This is a genomic window from Pseudoalteromonas sp. SCSIO 43210 (assembly GCF_054133285.1).
In genome coordinates, this window is sequence record NZ_CP087225.1 from 192,353 (window position 1) to 209,584 (window position 17,232).

Consider the following 17,232-nt stretch of genomic DNA (forward strand, 5'->3'; position numbering starts at 1 on the left):
GGCAGCTAGAAATTATTAGATGGTGTTAGTGAGGTTTTTTATGGCACGTTTAAATTGATTTTCAAGCTGCTTTTTTCCTAATAAACCTAAGTGTTGAATCACTTTTTCATTACTTTCATTTTGAAGTACTAATTTTATTAAAAGTTGTTTATCCGACTCTGTTAATTGAGATATATAAGAAGGTGACTGACTCAGTAACTGCCAAAGAGTTGCAGAGATACTAAATTGAGTGAAGTTACTTTTAGTGAGCAGCGCTAATCGCTCGTGAGTCTCTAGGCTTATTAACTCGTCGCTAAATCCTTCAATTATAATATTCACGAGTTGCCAATCTAGTGTTTTAAAGTGTGTTAAAAGAGCATAAAAGAAATCGTTTTTAAACTGCTTTTTTAGGGGGTGAAGAATTGCACTTTTGTCACTTAAGCATTTAACCACAAGCGCCGAATGTTCAGCGGTGCTTTTATCGCGTTGATAACCTAATTTTACAGTATCAAACCCTAGGTTTTGCCAAAAATTAAGTAACTGCGCTGTTGCGCCAAAGCTTGCACCAAGCCAACTACATTGGCTTTTTACCTGCGACTCGCAATAACTAAGTAACGTTTTACCAAGTCCTATATTGTGGGAGCTCGGATCAATCGCTATTCGTACAACGCGAGCGCTCAGTTGTGTTAAACAGTCATTATTAAAGCTAAGTTGTGAGAGTGCTTGCGCCATTAAATGTCCTTGCGGACGGCGCTCTCCACTTATAACCTGTAGGGCAAGGTCTTCACTCAAACCACCTTCTATGGCGATTAAGCATACGCCAACTAATTGATTATTAATTTTGCTAATAAATAGCCGTTGCGATGGTGCGTCTAGTAGTTGGCGTAAGTCGTTGACACTACTTTGATAGTGAGCCAGTGCAAGTAGGGCAATAACTTGTTGCAGTAAAGGCTCATTGTTTACAAGGGATTGCTGAGTTATTTCGCTATGTACTGGCTGCTCTAATTGATCACTACTTAACTCTATATATTGTGCATCGAGTGCTAGTAGTGTGCGAATGTGTTGCTCAAGAGGATCGTGTTTAGCAAAGCGCAGGGGCTCATCAAGCGTTACAGCTTTAGAGGCTTTATAGTGTGCTTTAATATAGTTACTAAAGCGAATGGTATAACCCCTACCATTGCCTTCATACCCAACCAGAGTGCTTGCAAATACTATACGAGGGTAATTAGCTAGCATTTGTAGTAATAACGGAACAGGGATTGCTGCAGCTTCATCAACGAGTAGTAAATCGCATTCAGGTAATGCATTTAATAACGCATCAGGTGCAACGTAGTGCAAGTTGGCGAGCTGTTTATGTTCAGCGTTGTATTGAAGGCTTAACTCTTGGGCTAAATGTTTAAAGCTGCTATGGGTCGCTTTAAATTGAGTGCTGCTAATAATTACTTTTTTATCAGCTAATTTTGCGGCTGCTAAGCCAAGTGCTGCCGACTTACCTCTACCTCTATCGGCATTAATGAGTAAAGGCCTGTTGGCACGGCCGTTAGCTACTTTTATTATTTGCTCAATACAGTTTTGCTGTGGCTCATAATCAATTTTATTATGCATTACATAGCTAGCGTTATTACTAATACAGCCATTTTTTTCACTAAAGTGAAAAGCGGGCAACGGTTTAATAATAGTCGCGAAACGCTGATTAAATATGCTGTAGTCAATGCTCTGACCGTGTGATTGCACTGTACTTAATGCTGGATCTTGCCAAGAGGCTAAATCATCTAGTTCAGGCAGTAATAAAAACAGTATACCGCCTGCTTTAACGGTGCCGGCAAGTGCTGCAAGTTTATCAGGGTGCAAACCACTAAAACCATTGTAAACAGCATGAGCAAATTCTTGCCCTAAAATTTGGTGAGTGCGAGTAGGCCAGTACGAATTTTTAATCGCGCACTGCTTTGATACAACAAGTGTATTGTTTTCATCTATTAATGAGTTAAGTATTTCATAACACCAAGCTGGGCTGCCAGTTATTAACACTAGCTGACGATGATACGCGCCAGCTAATTGTTGCTCTAACTCATTTTGGTGTGCTTTATACCGCTTGTAATCGTGCATAGGCCGTTACTAACCATTTACTGCCAAGGTCGTCAAAGTTTACTTGTACGCGAGATTGCGCGCCACTGCCTTCGTAATTAAGTACGGTACCAATACCAAACTTAGCATGCAAAACTCGTTGTCCTAAGTTAAAGCCACTGTCTTCAAATGCGGCATGACTAACTGATGCGCTAAAACGTCCGGCGGCAGGTGGGCGAGAAACCTGTGTTTTAATACGGATTTCTTCTACGCAGTCCTCAGGTATTTCGCGTAAAAAGCGTGATGGGCTATGGTATTTTTCTTGCCCGTATAAGCGGCGACTCTCAGCATGGCTAATGTATAACTTATCCATTGCTCGTGTCATGCCTACATAACAAAGGCGGCGCTCTTCTTCTAAGCGGCCAGACTCTTCGTTGCTTTGCTGAGAAGGGAACATGCCTTCTTCTACGCCCACCATAAACACTAACGGAAACTCTAAGCCTTTAGCTGAGTGAAGCGTCATCATTTGTACGGCGTCTTCGTGTTCTTCAGCTTGTCCTTCACCTGACTCAAGTGACGTATGGGCTAAAAAGCCTTGTAAAGGCGAGCTGTATTCTTCGTCTTCAGGAAGTTCGTACTGGTCACATGCGCTAATTAGTTCTTCTAAGTTTTCTACGCGAGCACGGCCTTTTTCACCTTTTTCAGCTTGGTACATTGCCATCAAGCCTGAGGTTTGAATTGTGTACTTGGCTTGCTCATGCAAAGTTAGATCGCTAATTTTATCTTCTATTTGTTCAACGAGTTCTACAAACTTACTTACTGCACCAGAAGCACGACCAGATAAATGCTGTTGTTCTACAATTGCTTTTGCGGCATACCAAAGTGGTAACGATTCTGCTCGTGCACAGTCGCGTATATGGCTCAATGTTTTATCACCAATACCGCGTGCTGGCGTATTAATTACACGCTCAAATGCGGCATCGTCTTGACGATTACCCACTAGACGTAAGTACGACAACGCATCTTTAATTTCTTGTCGTTCGAAGAATCGCATACCACCATAAATACGGTATTTTAAGCCTTCTTGTAGCATGGCCTCCTCAAGTACACGAGATTGCGCGTTACTACGGTATAAAATTGCGGCATCTTGCAAGGCATTTCCTGCATTTAACCAGCTTCGTAGCTTGCTACTCACAAAGCGTGCTTCGTCTAACTCATTAAATGCTGCATAAATAGAGATTGGCTCGCCATCGTTACCGTCGGTCCACAAGCTTTTACCCATACGTTCTGAGTTATTCTGAATCAATGCGTTGGACGCTTTCAAAATAGTCGCGGTTGAACGGTAGTTTTGTTCAAGGCGAATGGTTTCTGCACTGAAGTCAGTTAAAAAACGTTTAATGTTTTCGATTTTAGCACCACGCCAACCATAAATGCTTTGGTCATCGTCGCCTACAATCATAATGCTGTTAGTATCGCCAGCAAGTAACTTTAACCAAGCATATTGAATGGTATTTGTATCTTGGAACTCGTCTACGAGCATATGTGCAAAGCGTTGCTGGTAATGACGTAGTAACGTAGGGTTATTTTTTAATACTTCGTAGCTGCGTAGTAATATTTCAGCAAAATCAACTAGGCCCGCTCTATCACAGGCTTCTTGATAGGCGGCGTAAACACGCAGCATCATTTGCTCGTTAATATCGTATGCTTGAATATCTTTAGGGCGAAGTGCTTCATCTTTTTTGGCGCTAATGTACCAGCCAAATTGTTTAGCAGGCCATTTTTTATCATCGATATTCATCGATTTTAATAAGCGCTTGATCATCCGAAGTTGATCGTCAGAATCTAAAATTTGAAAGGCTTCAGGTAAGTTAGCTTCACGGTGATGAGCACGTAAAATACGATGCGACAAACCATGGAACGTACCAATCCACATACCACCTACAGGGGCTTTTAGTGTTTCTTCAACGCGGCTGCGCATTTCTTTAGCCGCTTTATTAGTAAAGGTTACGGCAAAAATACTGTAAGCAGATGCTTGCTCAACTTGCATAAGCCACGCAATACGATGAACTAACACTCGTGTTTTACCAGACCCAGCACCTGCTAACACCAGCATGTTTTGTAGTGGGGCTGCAACGGCATCGCGTTGTTTGTCATTTAAGCCATCGAGTAATTGTGAAACGTCCATCGTTACGCCTTTTTAATCAATATTGTGGGCAGTATAACAGGTGTTTTTGTTAGGCTAAATAAAATACTGTTTTTATAAACAGCTATTTATAAAATAGCCTTAAAAACGAGTAACTTGATAATTTTTTGAACAAACAAAAAAGCGTAAACGCACAATAAAAATTGCTAATTTGACCTAAAGTTAGCAAAATTTACTAACTCTCTAAATCTAGGCTAATTTAACTATTTGATTTGTAAGCTTTAATAAATTGGCATAGAGTGTGTAAGTAAATAATTATAAAATCAAATAAATACAGAGGTTAGTATGGCAGATCAAGGTTCTGGCGGTAACGTAATCGCAGCATTATGTAATATATTTTTTCCTGGCTTAGGGCAGTTAGTGCAAGGGCGTATTTTAGCGGCTATATTTTTTGCACTCGCTATTATAATAAGTTACGCACTAATTTATGTGCTTGTAGGCTTTGTACTTGTGCCTATTATTTACTTATGGTCGATTATTGACGCAGCGCGTTATAGATCGCGAAGTTAACGGTTTTAAAGTTGAGTAAAATAGCGCCCATGTGGCGCTATTTTACTTTATATGTCCTGTGGTTTACGGGCGTTTACGTATATAATTACGCAATTAAAGATTTACAGGCAAACCCTATGGAATATCAATTTATTCGTGACCCTATTAGTGGGCTACGTATTAAAATAAGCAGTGAACACGCTATTATTGGTCGCTGGCTAAACGAAGAAATAGGCAAAGACAAAGTAGCCATGGTGCAAGCGCTTATTTCATCGGTGAGCTCAAGCTATGAGCCGTTAACGCTAAAAGGCCAAGAAATAGATTTAATATTAACCAAAGACGAAGCACTGTTTGAAGCCCATGCGCTTTATCAAGACAGCGAAGACCTAATAGCGTATCAAGATGACGATTTAGCGCTTGAAGAAAATGGTTTAAGTAGTGGTTGTGGCTTTGAAGATTTCATTGATTTAATTGATTCTTGGCGTGAGTTTACGACGTCACGATAAACATAACCAGCACACTAATGAAATATACAGCAATGCACAATCAGCATTTTATCTGTATTATTACACCAACGAAATTACGCCAACCAGAACGACAGGAATTGATATGTCTGCTAATTTAAACAAGCTAGTAGTGATGCTAGAAATGCAAAACGCCATGAACACTAAAGTACATGAGCAATGGTTTACTCAAGGATTCGAATGGTACCGCGCTATTTGGGTTGAGTGCGCTGAAATGCTGGATCATCATGGTTGGAAATGGTGGAAAAAACAAACACCAGATACTGAACAAGTTATTTTAGAGTTGGTTGATATTTTTCATTTTGGTCTATCGCTTAGAATTGACGGCAAAACTAGCTACGAAGACTTAGCAAAGCAACTTGAAGCTGAACTTAGTAATGCTCAACAAGCGGATGACTTTAAACAAACGCTAGAAATATTAGCGGCTTCTGCTGTTGCAGATAAAACGTTTAATGCCGCTGCCTTTGCCGGCTGTATGGCGCAAATGGGTATGGATATTGATGATTTATATCGCGGCTACGTAGGTAAAAATACGTTAAACTTTTTCCGCCAAGATCACGGTTACAAAGATGGTAGCTATATTAAAGAATGGAACGGGCAAGAAGATAACGAGCATTTAGTTGAAGTAGTTAAAAGCCTTGATACAGAACATGCAGATTTTGCAAAGTTAGTATACCAAGGCCTTGAAGCGCGTTACCCAAAAATCTAGCCCACGTAAACTGCGTTAAATAATCTTACGATAGTCGGTAACACTCAGGTAATCGGCTATTTCATTATGTGGTTGTTGGCTATCAGGGTTAGCAACTGCAAGTAAGTGCTCAATGCCGTATTCTCGTGCGGCATTCAAAACCGGCACACTGTCATCTACAAACAAAGTGCGCTGCTTATTAAACCCTAAGTCTTTTTGTACTTGGTGCCACAAACTTTGTTGCTCTTTACTTACTCCATATTCATGAGTAGACACTACGCCATCTAGGTAGTTATCAATCGCTGTATGCTCAAATTTAAGCATGACACTCTCAGGGTGGGCGTTGGTAAGTAAAATTAACTCTTTGCCTGCTTTTTTAAGCTCAGTTAAAAAATGAGGTACGTCTTCGCGCATTTTAATTAAATGCTGAGACTCTCGTTTAAGCTCCATTATAGGCAAGCTTAATTGCTGCTCCCAATAATCTAAACAATACCACTGTATTTGACCGCTCACAGCCTGATAGCGTTTTAAAATATCTGCTTTAGCTGCATCTAGGCTAATGCCTCTTGCTAATGCGTGTTGCGCAGGGATAACGTTAAGCCAAAAATGACTGTCGTAATGTAAATCGAGTAATGTTCCATCCATATCGAGCAAAACGGTATCGATTTTTGACCAATTTAACATAGGAATTTCAACTTATAAGGTTTATTATTGAACTAACTGCCATGATAGCAAATTAACGCCAATGACACAGAAAAAGCACCCAACACCACCACAAATCCTCAGTAACAATGTTGTCGCTAAAAGCCGCCTGTTTACTGTGGAGTCTTTAGAGCTAAAGTTTTCTAATAACGAAGAGCGCCAGTATGAGCGAATTCGCGGCGGTGGCCGGGGAGCAGTGATGATTGTTCCGTTAAGTGCAGATAATGAGTTACTACTTGTACGTGAATACTGTGCGGGCACAAACAATTACCAGTTAGGTTTTCCTAAAGGCTTAATTGATCCGGGCGAAACCCCAGAGCAAGCTGCTAACAGAGAGCTTAAAGAAGAAATTGGCTTTGGTGCTGAGTATTTTAAACCATTAAGAACAGTAACAATGGCGCCAAGTTACTTTAATGCCACAATGCATATTTTATTTGCTAAGCAATTATACCCTCAAACCCTTATTGGTGACGAACCTGAGCCGCTTGTTGTTGTTAAGTGGCCATTAACTCAGTGGCAGTCATTATTAGAGCAAGAAGATTTTACCGAAGCACGCAGTGTTGCAGCTTTGCTATTATTAGATAAGTATTTAGCGTCTGGAGCTGCCGATGAATAAATTAATCGAACCGTGTATTGAATTAGCTGAGCGTGCTGGCGATGCAATTATGGCCATTTATAAAAAAGGCGATATTGGCCAACAAGAGAAATCAGATAACACGCCTGTTACCAAAGCTGATTTAGCAGCAAATGACGTACTGGTTGCTGGATTAAAAGTCTTAGCGCCCGATATTCCTATTATGTCGGAAGAAACACCTATACCAGCACTCGCTGACAGACAAAACTGGCAGCGTTATTGGTTGCTCGATCCGATGGATGGTACAGGCGAATTTATATTAGAAAGTGGCGACTTTGCAGTAAACATTGCATTGATTGAAAATAACCACCCAGTGCTAGGGGTTATTCATTGGCCTGCCAAAAGTGTGACTTATTTTGCTACAGCTAAAAATGGTGCTTTTAAACGTGAAAACTCAATTGATAAGCAAATATCTGTAGCGCCACCAGAGAACTTAACGCTTGCAGTGAGCCGCCGCCAAAAAATAGAAGCGGTGAGCCAGTATTTAAATAGTCAGTTTACAACGATTGCTGTTGGCTCCTGTTCTTTAAAAGCTTGTATCGTTGCAGAAGGCAAAGCAGATTGCTTTTTAAGAATTGGCCCAACGGGTGAGTGGGATACAGGTGCTTCGCAAGTTATTATTGAGGAAGCCGGTGGCTGTATTACCGATGCAGAATTTAACCCGTTAACGTACAACCAGCGCGAGAGCACTGAAAACCCTGACTTTATAGTAATGGGACATCCTGATTGGGAATGGCAAAAAATGATAAATCCACACCAAAGATTGAGCGCAGAATAGCGCTTTGGTTGCTTTTTGTTCACTTGAACAACATTAAGTAGTTTAAGCCTTGCATTATATGTTTATTCCTATATAGTAGCGCTCTCTTCAAGGCAGGCTCGTAAATATTACGAAAATGTTTTAAAGAAATTACAGGCGCGGGATGGAGCAGTCTGGTAGCTCGTCGGGCTCATAACCCGAAGGTCGTCGGTTCAAATCCGGCTCCCGCAACCAATATTTTTATTGAAATTTGGTGCAATAGGTAGTTTTAAAAGGTCGTCGGTTCATTCTTCACCTTCACAACTCCCGCAACCAATTTCCTTAGGGATTGAGGTTACTGTAAACTCTAACTTAAGAGATAAAATAAAGTAGTCGATAGACTTAAAATATACAGGCGCGGGATGGAGCAGTCTGGTAGCTCGTCGGGCTCATAACCCGAAGGTCGTCGGTTCAAATCCGGCTCCCGCAACCAATTTTTTATAAAGATTTAGTGCAGTAGGTAGCTTAAAAAGGTCGTCGGTTCACTTTCCACCTTCCCAGCTCTCGCAATAAATTTTTAATTGGAAGCCAAGTTGTAATGTAAGCAACTGAAAACAAGTCTACAAATTTCAGGCGCGGGATGGAGCAGTCTGGTAGCTCGTCGGGCTCATAACCCGAAGGTCGTCGGTTCAAATCCGGCTCCCGCAACCACTGAAATTAAATATCTAAAAAATTAAAACAAAATCGCACTCTTTATTGAGTGATTTTTTGCGTTTGGAGTTTAATAAATTATTATAAATTTAAATCCACTGTTACTGCGTAAAACACTTTGCACAAGTAAGCGAAGGTCGTCGGTTCGCTTTTTACAAACTCAAGCTCCCGCAACCACTGAAATTAAATATCTAAAAAATTAAAACAAAATCGCACTCTTTATTGAGTGATTTTTTGCGTCTGAAGTTTGGTAAAATTCTTTATATTCTGCTTTATTTAATGACTTTCCTCTAATACCTGTAGCCTTTAACAAATAAATTTTTTAAAAGAGAATTTTATGTTAAAACGGTTAAAATATTTTAAGTAACAATACACATGACAGAACTTTATCACTGGTTTGATTTAATAGGCATTGCGGTGTTTGCTGTATCGGGCACTTTATTAGCGTACGAGAAAAAAATGGATGGCTTTGGAGTCGTAGTTTTAGCTACGGTAACCGCAATTGGTGGTGGTACAGTACGAGACCTAATTTTAGACGCTCCTGTGTTTTGGTTACACGATCAAAGTTACTTTTTAGCCATACTCGCTTCAGTATTTGTTACAACACGCCTTATAAATAAGCAAAAGCCGATACCTCATTATATTTTACAAACAGCGGATGCGTTTGGCTTAGCTTTTTTTGCAGTAATGGGGGCGCAAAAAGCGCAACTTGCTGGTATGCCTGATATGACAGCGGTAATAATGGGTGTAATTACAGGCTGCTTTGGTGGATTAATTCGAGATGTACTTGCCCGTGAAATCCCTATGTTATTAAAAGGTGAGCTTTACGCTATTACCTGCATAGCGGGAGGCACTGTTTATACACTTAGTATTGGTATTTCGTTAGCAACCGAAGTGGCAATGATATTAGGTATGTTAATGACCTTATTACTTCGTTTAGCTGCAATAAAGTGGCAAATCACATTACACGTTTTTAAATATCCTGACTAAACTGGTGTAATCACACCATTTACTAGGATAAGGAATGTCTTTAGCTCGTATATTTTCTCGTGCCCAAGTGGGTATAAGCGCCCCTGAAGTTATTGTAGAAGTTCACCTAGGAAATGGTTTACCCGCTTTTCATATTGTAGGCCTGCCCGAAGCGTCAGTTAAAGAGTCGAAAGATAGAGTGCGTAGTGCGCTCGAAAACTCTCAATTTGGCTTCCCCGATCAACGAATAACCGTAAATTTAGCCCCTGCTGATTTGCCAAAAGATGGCGGGCGGTTTGATCTTGCAATTGCTGTGGGTATTTTAGTCGCCTCTGGACAAATAGTGTGTCCTGATATTCATAAATACGAGTTTTATGGTGAGCTTGCACTTAATGGTGAGGTGCGTGGTGTGAATGCTATTTTACCTTCGGTACTTGCTGCAAAAGAGCAAGATCGCTGCTGCTTTTTACCCTTTGCAAATGACAGTCTAGCAAGCCTAGTTAATGGCGTTAAACGCAAAGCCGTCAGTTCTATTCAAGAAGTGTGGGGGGACTTACTTAATCAACAACCTTTGCCATTGAATATAGAGTACCCCGACTGCACGCAAGCCCCTGACTTTTTGCTCGATTTAAGCGATGTGAAAGGTCAGCCTGGCGCAAAGCGAGTATTAGAAATCGCCGCAGCTGGCGGGCATAATTTACTTTTTTTAGGCCCCCCAGGCACTGGTAAATCAATGTTGGCCCAGCGAATGGCAACTATAATGCCTACTATGTCGGACGATGAAGCTATTTCGACTGCTGCGCTTTACTCTATTATTGGGCAATCTATAGATTTAACTAATTGGCGACAGCGGCCATTTCGTAACCCGCATCATACGTGCTCAGCGGTTGCTTTGGTTGGTGGCTCATCAAACCCTAAACCGGGTGAAATTTCATTGGCACATAATGGAGTGCTTTTCTTAGACGAATTACCAGAGTTTGAGCGTAAGGTGCTTGATTCACTGCGTGAGCCGATGGAGACTGGTACGGTTACTATTTCACGTGCAGCTAGGCAAATGGAGTTCCCAGCGCAGTTTCAGCTTATAACCGCATTAAACCCAAGTCCAACAGGGAGCCATACTGATAAGCGAGCAACTCCCGATCAAGTTATGCGTTATTTATCGCGCGTGTCGGGGCCTTTTATTGACCGTATTGATTTACAAATAGAGCTTCCTCGGTTAACGAGTGTTGAATTACAAAGCACTCAGCCGGAGGAAAGTAGCGCTGAGGTTAGAGTAAGAGTTGAAGCGGCTTATTACCTACAGTTAAAACGCCAAGGTAAGGTTAATGCGAGGCTTAATAATAAAGAAATGAGTGTGCACTGCGTATTAGCGCCTGCAGAGTTGCAGTTCTTAGCCAGAGCAAGCGAGAAGCTGTCTTTATCGCCACGTTCTTATCATCGAGTGATAAAAGTGGCGCGTACTATTAGTGATTTAAAAGGCGCTGAAAATATTAGTATAAATGAGCTTAAAGAGGCACTTAATTACCGTGCTTTTGAGCGCCTTATTGCGCAATTGACTAAGTATTAAATAGAAAGCATATAACCTTTACCGCGTACGGTAACAATGCGTTTCTGATCTTTTTCGTCATTTAACTTTTTACGTAAACGACCAATAAGTACATCAACAGTGCGATCATTTGGGCTCCAATCTGGCTGGCCTATTTCTTCTGATATTTTTTCGCGGGAAGTTGCTTTACCTGCATTACTAATTAAACAAATCAGCACTTTATGCTCGGCTTCAGTTAAGCGTGATTCAACGCCCGCAGCAGTAATTAATGTGCGGTTATCGGGATGAAGCTTAAAGTCAGCATACTCTATAAACTCTTCGCTTTCGTCGTCTTCTAGGTTAACGGCAACACGCTTATAGAGTGCGCGCATGCGTAGCTCCAACTCAAGTAAATCGACGGGCTTACAAATATAGTCGTCAGCACCTTGAGCAAGACCAGCAATGCGATCGGCTTGGGAGTCACGACTCGATAATACAATAACGCCAATATCGGTCAGTGTGTTTAATTCTTTTGCGAGCTGAAGACCATCGCGCTTAGGTAAAACAATGTCAATTATGGCTAATGATATAGCACCGCGCAGGTTTACTCGCTGCTTTACAATGCTAAGTGCATCAGCGCCAGTGGGGTCGATCTCTATTGTAAATTCGGTATCTGCAAAGTGATTTTGGATGCGTTTAACGAGTAATTCATCGTCTTCAACCAATAAAACATTAATAGCCATAGTACTTTATTTTGAATGCTTATAGCCTTATATGGTAGCACCATTAGGTAAATGCTGAGAAGGGTGTTTAGTAGTTTTAGGTAACTTAATATTTCAAAAGAGAGAAAGGCGTTATGAGAGGATGAGATTAGCACCTTTAAACTAATTCAAAGGTGCTAAATAATTAATACTGCTATTAATAAATCTGTATTAAGTCGTTATTTTTAAGGTCCAGGCTCAGTCATTTTTATACATGGAGTCCCACCATTGAGGCTCGTCTTTTAGTTTTTTATCAAAATATGCGAGCATGGTGTTCCACCAATTAAATCGTTTATCGCGTGCAAAAATTTGGTGGTCGGCGCCTTTGTATTCTATTAACTCTACGTCTTTATTAAGCAGTTTAAGCGCAGTGTACATTGTTAAGCTCTCGCCAACAGGTACATTGGTATCGCTATCACCATGAAGAAGTAGCATAGGTGTTGTTACTTTGTCGGCATGAAATACAGGACTATGTTGGCTGTACAGCTCAGAGTTGTTCCACGGGAAGCTATTTTTTGATGCTTCGCCAGAATATAAGTAACCCCACCAACCTTCACCCCAATACGAGGTAATATTAGAAATACCCGCATGAGCTATTGAAGCACTAAATATATCGGTTTTAGTTGCTAATAACATGGTCATGAAGCCACCGTACGATGCCCCTAAATTCCCTATTTTTTTACTATCAACATAGTTGTATTTATTTAAAAAGGCTTGTGTGCCTTCGATAATATCGTCTGCGGTGTAGTCGCCCCAGGCATTAACATGCTGCGCTGAAAACTTTTGTCCAAACCCTGTTGCGCCAGTAGGTTGCACAACATAAACAACGTAGCCATTTTCTGCCCATAAGTTAAACGGGTAACGACCTGTAAAACCACGCGTAACTGGTGAAGTACCGCCGTAATAATACACGAGCGCCGGGTGCTTTTTAGTTTTATCTAAATTGCTCGGAATGTAAACACGGCCAGTTATTTCAACACCATGTTTATTTTTAAAATTAAACTCTTCTAATGTAGGGAGTTGTGTATTTGCATAGCTACTTGGTTTTGAATCCCATATTAAATCTGTTTTATTTTTACTTACGTTAAGGCGCTTTAGTTGTTGTGGCGCTAAAGCGTTAGTGCCACTTAATAAAATTTCGGTATTACGGTCGTGTGAGTAACTAAATTTTTCAACAATATCCAATCCTGTATTTAACTTTTTAAAGCGCTGTTTACTTAAATCAAATAGGTAAAGTGGTTGAGTGTCTTGCTCTGTTACTTTAATGAGCGCATCGCCGTTTTCTAAAACGTGCAGTTGGCCAATAGCAGAATCGAATTGTTTACTAAGTGCTTTTACGTTTTTACCGCCTTCAGTAAGTAGGTAAAGTTGCCCGTCGTAGTTATTAGCAAGCATTGCTTTTGGTAGAGCTCTACCTGCGCCATTTTTAAAGTCAGGGCCTGCAACTACATAAATATCTTTATTTGTGTATTTGGCTAAATTAAACGTTTTGAATTTACCAAGCGATGAAAGCTTGTTTGATTTTAAATCGAGTTCGACTAACTCTGTTTCAGGGTGGGTTGATGCTTGCATTGCCATTACTGGGCGGCTCATTAATATTTTGCCACGGTTACTATTTGAATCTTCAAGGCTGTAAGAAAGAGGACCTTGGCTAAGTGCTTTTGTTAAACCACTTTTAGTATCAAGCATATAAATTTGGCTGGTGGTACGTGCATACGACCAGCGATCTTGTAGACCTTTATAGTGCTTGGTTAAGCTGTTAGTGCTCTCAGGTGATTTAGACCAGCTAAACAAAAGACTGGTGTCGTTATAAAAGGTAAAGCCATTGGCTCCTTCTAAATCGTTTGCTAATGTTTTTATTGAGAAGTTTTTACGGTTAAGTTGTTTAAGCTCACCATTTAACAAATACACTAAATATTGGTTATCTGGACTCCAAATAATGTTACTTGGTTGGCCTGCTTCGAAGCGATAAAGCGTTTGATTATCTGAATCTTTAAGTACAGTAACTGTATTTGCTTGGTTTTGTGTTTTATCGCTATAAGTGCGAGTAGTAGTAACGTACTGCTTAGCATTAGGTGCGAGTGATAATTGGCTGATCGTAGGGGCATCAAACAATTGTTTTGCAGATAAGCGTTTTGTTTGTGAGGCGCTAAGCGTAATTTTATCAACCTCGCTTTTAGGTGCAAAATCAAGCATTACGTCGTGCCAATTAGCTACTTGTTGGACTACTATTAAAATAGAGTGAGTACTGTTATTTAAAGCTAACTTATAGCTGTTTTTATCGCCTGTTTGTAGTTCGCCATTAATAAATAACTGACCTTGTTCAATCCCTTTTAAGGTAAGCGTACCTTGTGTAAAGCGGGTTGTTTCAATATTAAATTTTAGTGCCTGTAACCCACCTAAAGTGAGCGCATTGATTTTATTAAACGGCTGCCAGTTTTGTTTTTTCCCAAATACAGAAAAACTATCTGTGTCTGCTTGTAGTTGCGGCAATAGGTTGTTAATAATCGCACTGCCATGAGGTGTTTGAAAAGGCTTTAACTGCATATCTTCGGCAAGTGGGCCGATAAACTGAATTTTTGATTTATCCAATGGTGCAGCTATTGCAGCAAAGCTTAAGCTGCTAAGCGTTAAAAGAGCAGCTGCGTACTTAAATAGCTTATTTTGATGACACCATGGTGCGCTAAATTTCATTATTATGCCTATTATTATTGGAAGTTTGGCCAAATATAGCATGTATTGTTACCATGCTCACATATCCAATATAGAGGAGAGAAAGTGACTTTACTGATAGTTTATATGGTAGTGGCGATTGTTATTTCGTTTTTATGTTCTGTGATGGAGGCTGTGTTATTAAGTATTTCGCCCAGCTATGTTGCATCACTTAGGAAAGAGCACCCTGAGCTGGCTAAACAGCTCGAAAAGCTTAAAAACAATATAGATCAGCCTTTAGCTGCTATTTTAACTTTAAATACGGTTGCCCATACTGCGGGTGCTGCAGGGGTTGGCGCACAAGCGGCTGTCGTGTTTTCCGATGCGGCTGTAGGTATTGCATCAGCTATTATGACATTCCTCGTATTAATCCTTTCTGAAATTATTCCTAAAACCTTGGGGGCTAATTACTGGCGAGCTCTAACGCCAAGTGTGACCTATTCATTACGCTTTTTAGTTATATCCTTAAAGCCTTTTGTATGGTTTGCACAAAAGCTCACTAACCTGATGAGGCCAGAGCACAACGAAGCGTATTACATCCGTCAAGAAATAGAGGCTATGGCTGATATAGGCACTGAATCAGGGGCGCTTCATCAAGATGAGTCTGAAATAATTCGTAACCTATTGCACTTTAGACATGCAAAGTTATGCGATTTAATGACACCTCGTACGGTCATTTTTAAAGTTCATAAAGATTTGACGGTTAATCAGTATTTAAACGATCACGGCTCGTCATCATTTTCTCGTATATTGGTATTTGATAAAGACAGCGACGATATTGTAGGGTTTGTGCATAAAAACGATATTATGCTGGCATTTCACCGTTTAGGTACTGATTACAAAATTAGCAAATTGATTAAGCCCATTTATACGGTGCCAACCTCTCAGAATGTATCGTCGTTACTGCAAACTCTTTTAACAAAGCGCACACATATATGCTTAGTTGTTGATGAGTACGGTGACGTGCAAGGTATTGTAACGCTAGAGGATATGATTGAAGCTTTAATGGGGCTAGAGATTGTAGATGAGCGTGACCAATCAACTAATATGCGAGCAGTAGCTAAGCAACGTTGGCACAAACGCTTAGCAAGTAGTGCGCATATAGTCAGTGAAGAAGATAAGCACACTCGGGGTGATAATTAGCTAACAGGCCCCGAGTAAATATTAGTACCGCTTTAAGCGGGGCTGCCATCAGTTCTTAGCCAATTTTTAGCCCAATCTATAAATTCATTTTTGGATTTAGGAGAGCTATATAGAAAGCCTTGTATGGTTAAGTCTTTTTTATAGTGTTTTAGATAGGCAAGCTCTTCTGGTCGTTCAACACCCTCGGCTACTAAATCTAAATGCTCTTTGTTAGTGATATTAATCAATGAACTAACAATAACCTGAGAAAATAAGTCAGTTTCTATATTACTAATGAGGGAGCGATCTATTTTAATTTCAGTAAAGGGTAGGTTTCTGAGTTGGTTTATATTAGTAAAACCAACACCAAAGTCGTCAAGCGACACTCCAAAACCATGCATTCTTAATCTGTTTAATGTTTCAAGCTGTGCGAGGCTTGAGAGTGCATGCTGTTCTGTTATTTCAATAATAATGTTACTAGGAGTGAGTTGATTAAGCTCTAAAATTAGCAGTAATTTATTTGGACAATTTAGATCATCAAGTTGGATAGGTGATAAGTTAAATGCCATTTTAAAATCGTGACCGAGCTGTGCTTTTATATTTGAAAATTCGCTGGTGGCCTTTTCAAAAAGAGAGAATGTAATTTGATTAATTAAATTGTACTGCTCAGCAAGGCTAATAAAGCGATTTGGTAAAATAATGCTACCATCCTTACTTGATACAATCCGCGCCAGTATTTCAACACTCTCTATTTTATTATTAATCGCATTAACTTTAGGTTGATAAAAGGGTGTTACCTCATCATTTTTTAATGCCTTAATAAGTTCACTTTTTGAGATCAGGCTCTCTCTTAATAAAGTGTGGCTATTTAATTTTGCTACTTTGGTAAGTAATTTTCTCATTTGGGATAGTTGAACAGGTTTTGGTATATTACCAATCAGGTGTGCGTTGTGTTGTTTTGCCAGATCAGCTGCTAGGCTAATTACTTTATGGTCCATTTCAGACACAATAATAATTCCGCCTTGATAATTTAATGCTCCAAGATGTCGTATTAATTCCATTCCATCCATTTCAGGCATATTGAGATCGGTGAAAACAGCGTCAAAGCGGTTTATGTCATTGGCTACTTTTTCGAGTGCCTCGGCAGCACTTAAGCAGGTAACAACCTTTTCAGACATATCTAATTCACTGAGTATGGCTTCCATAATTATCAAAATTGCCTTTGAATCATCAACGACTAAAATATTTGGTACCATTTTTTTCATTGTTATCCCTTTCAATATAAGGCGTATTATTACTATAAAAGTAGTAGTATTTTTTACGTTTGTCAGTTTTAAATAATTTTATTTAAAAAGTTACTAACTACCGTTACTCGTGTTTTTTAGCCGATTCGGTATACTAACGCCATTGTTT

At 39.9% G+C, this 17,232-nt stretch carries 14 protein-coding genes and 3 tRNA genes; 11 read left to right on the top strand and 6 right to left on the bottom strand.

Annotated elements, in window-relative coordinates; all coding sequences use genetic code 11:
* Nucleotides 1–15: 15 nt before the first annotated feature.
* Nucleotides 16–2,085, bottom strand: a complete 2,070-nt coding sequence (locus LOS73_RS00800) for a GNAT family N-acetyltransferase (protein WP_457934323.1) — start codon at nucleotides 2,083–2,085, stop codon at nucleotides 16–18.
* Entirely contained in the window at nucleotides 2,063–4,228 is a 2,166-nt protein-coding gene (uvrD, locus tag LOS73_RS00805; RefSeq protein ID WP_008166456.1) for a DNA helicase II, read from the bottom strand. The genes LOS73_RS00800 and uvrD overlap by 23 nt, the downstream gene beginning before the upstream one ends.
* 303 nt (nucleotides 4,229–4,531) lie before the next feature.
* Between uvrD and LOS73_RS00810 the strand changes: the two genes are divergently transcribed.
* The 3 genes from LOS73_RS00810 (at nucleotide 4,532) to LOS73_RS00820 (ending at nucleotide 5,968) form a co-directional block, all read left to right on the top strand.
* Nucleotides 4,532–4,756, top strand: a complete 225-nt coding sequence (locus tag LOS73_RS00810) for a hypothetical protein (RefSeq protein WP_002963009.1) — start codon at nucleotides 4,532–4,534, stop codon at nucleotides 4,754–4,756.
* Nucleotides 4,757–4,872: 116 nt separating this feature from the next.
* The gene (locus tag LOS73_RS00815; protein WP_457934324.1) at nucleotides 4,873–5,241 is read left to right on the top strand and encodes a YacL family protein; all 369 of its coding nucleotides are present in this window, start codon (nucleotides 4,873–4,875) and stop codon (nucleotides 5,239–5,241) included.
* Nucleotides 5,242–5,344: 103 nt separating this feature from the next.
* The gene (locus LOS73_RS00820) at nucleotides 5,345–5,968 is read left to right on the top strand and encodes a dUTP diphosphatase (protein ID WP_002963012.1); all 624 of its coding nucleotides are present in this window, start codon (nucleotides 5,345–5,347) and stop codon (nucleotides 5,966–5,968) included.
* Between the two features lie 15 nt (nucleotides 5,969–5,983).
* Here LOS73_RS00820 and yrfG read toward each other — a convergent pair whose 3' ends face one another.
* Nucleotides 5,984–6,631: a GMP/IMP nucleotidase gene (yrfG, locus tag LOS73_RS00825; protein WP_007378908.1), complete on the bottom strand. Its 648-nt coding sequence runs from the start codon at nucleotides 6,629–6,631 to the stop codon at nucleotides 5,984–5,986.
* A gap of 61 nt (nucleotides 6,632–6,692) precedes the next feature.
* Between yrfG and nudE the strand changes: the two genes are divergently transcribed.
* From nudE to LOS73_RS00860, 7 genes are all read left to right on the top strand, one after another.
* On the top strand, nucleotides 6,693–7,265 hold the full coding sequence (gene nudE, locus LOS73_RS00830; RefSeq protein ID WP_007378907.1) for an ADP compounds hydrolase NudE: 573 nt from the start codon (nucleotides 6,693–6,695) through the stop codon (nucleotides 7,263–7,265).
* Nucleotides 7,258–8,061 carry a 3'(2'),5'-bisphosphate nucleotidase CysQ gene (gene cysQ / locus LOS73_RS00835; RefSeq protein WP_033029289.1) on the top strand — a complete coding sequence of 268 codons (804 nt, stop codon included), beginning with the start codon at nucleotides 7,258–7,260 and terminating at the stop codon, nucleotides 8,059–8,061. The genes nudE and cysQ overlap by 8 nt, the downstream gene beginning before the upstream one ends.
* A gap of 136 nt (nucleotides 8,062–8,197) precedes the next feature.
* A tRNA-Met gene (locus tag LOS73_RS00840) sits at nucleotides 8,198–8,274 on the top strand.
* Between the two features lie 161 nt (nucleotides 8,275–8,435).
* Nucleotides 8,436–8,512: transfer RNA gene (locus LOS73_RS00845), tRNA-Met, on the top strand.
* A 141-nt stretch (nucleotides 8,513–8,653) separates the two neighbouring features.
* Nucleotides 8,654–8,730, top strand: a tRNA-Met gene (locus tag LOS73_RS00850).
* Between the two features lie 375 nt (nucleotides 8,731–9,105).
* A complete protein-coding gene (locus LOS73_RS00855) occupies nucleotides 9,106–9,720 on the top strand; it encodes a trimeric intracellular cation channel family protein (RefSeq protein ID WP_007376180.1) in 615 nt (204 codons plus the stop codon).
* A 34-nt stretch (nucleotides 9,721–9,754) separates the two neighbouring features.
* On the top strand, nucleotides 9,755–11,266 hold the full coding sequence (locus LOS73_RS00860) for a YifB family Mg chelatase-like AAA ATPase (RefSeq protein ID WP_457934325.1): 1,512 nt from the start codon (nucleotides 9,755–9,757) through the stop codon (nucleotides 11,264–11,266).
* Here the strand turns inward: LOS73_RS00860 and LOS73_RS00865 are convergent.
* Together LOS73_RS00865 and LOS73_RS00870 are read right to left on the bottom strand one after the other, a co-directional pair.
* Nucleotides 11,263–11,967 (bottom strand): response regulator transcription factor, encoded by a 705-nt coding sequence (locus LOS73_RS00865; protein WP_007376182.1) that lies wholly within the window; start codon nucleotides 11,965–11,967, stop codon nucleotides 11,263–11,265. The two genes, LOS73_RS00860 and LOS73_RS00865, sit on opposite strands and share 4 nt — an antisense overlap.
* Before the next feature lie 216 nt (nucleotides 11,968–12,183).
* The gene (locus LOS73_RS00870; protein ID WP_457934326.1) at nucleotides 12,184–14,679 is read right to left on the bottom strand and encodes a prolyl oligopeptidase family serine peptidase; all 2,496 of its coding nucleotides are present in this window, start codon (nucleotides 14,677–14,679) and stop codon (nucleotides 12,184–12,186) included.
* 84 nt (nucleotides 14,680–14,763) lie between these two features.
* Between LOS73_RS00870 and LOS73_RS00875 the strand changes: the two genes are divergently transcribed.
* Nucleotides 14,764–15,840: a hemolysin family protein gene (locus tag LOS73_RS00875; RefSeq protein WP_457934327.1), complete on the top strand. Its 1,077-nt coding sequence runs from the start codon at nucleotides 14,764–14,766 to the stop codon at nucleotides 15,838–15,840.
* A 32-nt stretch (nucleotides 15,841–15,872) separates the two neighbouring features.
* Here LOS73_RS00875 and LOS73_RS00880 read toward each other — a convergent pair whose 3' ends face one another.
* A complete protein-coding gene (locus LOS73_RS00880; RefSeq protein WP_457934328.1) occupies nucleotides 15,873–17,084 on the bottom strand; it encodes an EAL domain-containing protein in 1,212 nt (403 codons plus the stop codon).
* Nucleotides 17,085–17,232: the final 148 nt, after the last annotated feature.

Bases quoted from the DNA above. Each gene is read 5' to 3' on its own strand.
- LOS73_RS00800 (WP_457934323.1), bottom strand. From the start codon at position 2,085: ATGCACGATTACAAGCGGTATAAAGCACACCAAAATGAGTTAGAGCAA.
- uvrD (WP_008166456.1), bottom strand. From the start codon at position 4,228: ATGGACGTTTCACAATTACTCGATGGCTTAAATGACAAACAACGCGAT.
- LOS73_RS00810 (WP_002963009.1), top strand. From the start codon at position 4,532: ATGGCAGATCAAGGTTCTGGCGGTAACGTAATCGCAGCATTATGTAAT.
- LOS73_RS00815 (WP_457934324.1), top strand. From the start codon at position 4,873: ATGGAATATCAATTTATTCGTGACCCTATTAGTGGGCTACGTATTAAA.
- LOS73_RS00820 (WP_002963012.1), top strand. From the start codon at position 5,345: ATGTCTGCTAATTTAAACAAGCTAGTAGTGATGCTAGAAATGCAAAAC.
- yrfG (WP_007378908.1), bottom strand. From the start codon at position 6,631: ATGTTAAATTGGTCAAAAATCGATACCGTTTTGCTCGATATGGATGGA.
- nudE (WP_007378907.1), top strand. From the start codon at position 6,693: ATGACACAGAAAAAGCACCCAACACCACCACAAATCCTCAGTAACAAT.
- cysQ (WP_033029289.1), top strand. From the start codon at position 7,258: ATGAATAAATTAATCGAACCGTGTATTGAATTAGCTGAGCGTGCTGGC.
- LOS73_RS00855 (WP_007376180.1), top strand. From the start codon at position 9,106: ATGACAGAACTTTATCACTGGTTTGATTTAATAGGCATTGCGGTGTTT.
- LOS73_RS00860 (WP_457934325.1), top strand. From the start codon at position 9,755: ATGTCTTTAGCTCGTATATTTTCTCGTGCCCAAGTGGGTATAAGCGCC.
- LOS73_RS00865 (WP_007376182.1), bottom strand. From the start codon at position 11,967: ATGGCTATTAATGTTTTATTGGTTGAAGACGATGAATTACTCGTTAAA.
- LOS73_RS00870 (WP_457934326.1), bottom strand. From the start codon at position 14,679: ATGAAATTTAGCGCACCATGGTGTCATCAAAATAAGCTATTTAAGTAC.
- LOS73_RS00880 (WP_457934328.1), bottom strand. From the start codon at position 17,084: ATGAAAAAAATGGTACCAAATATTTTAGTCGTTGATGATTCAAAGGCA.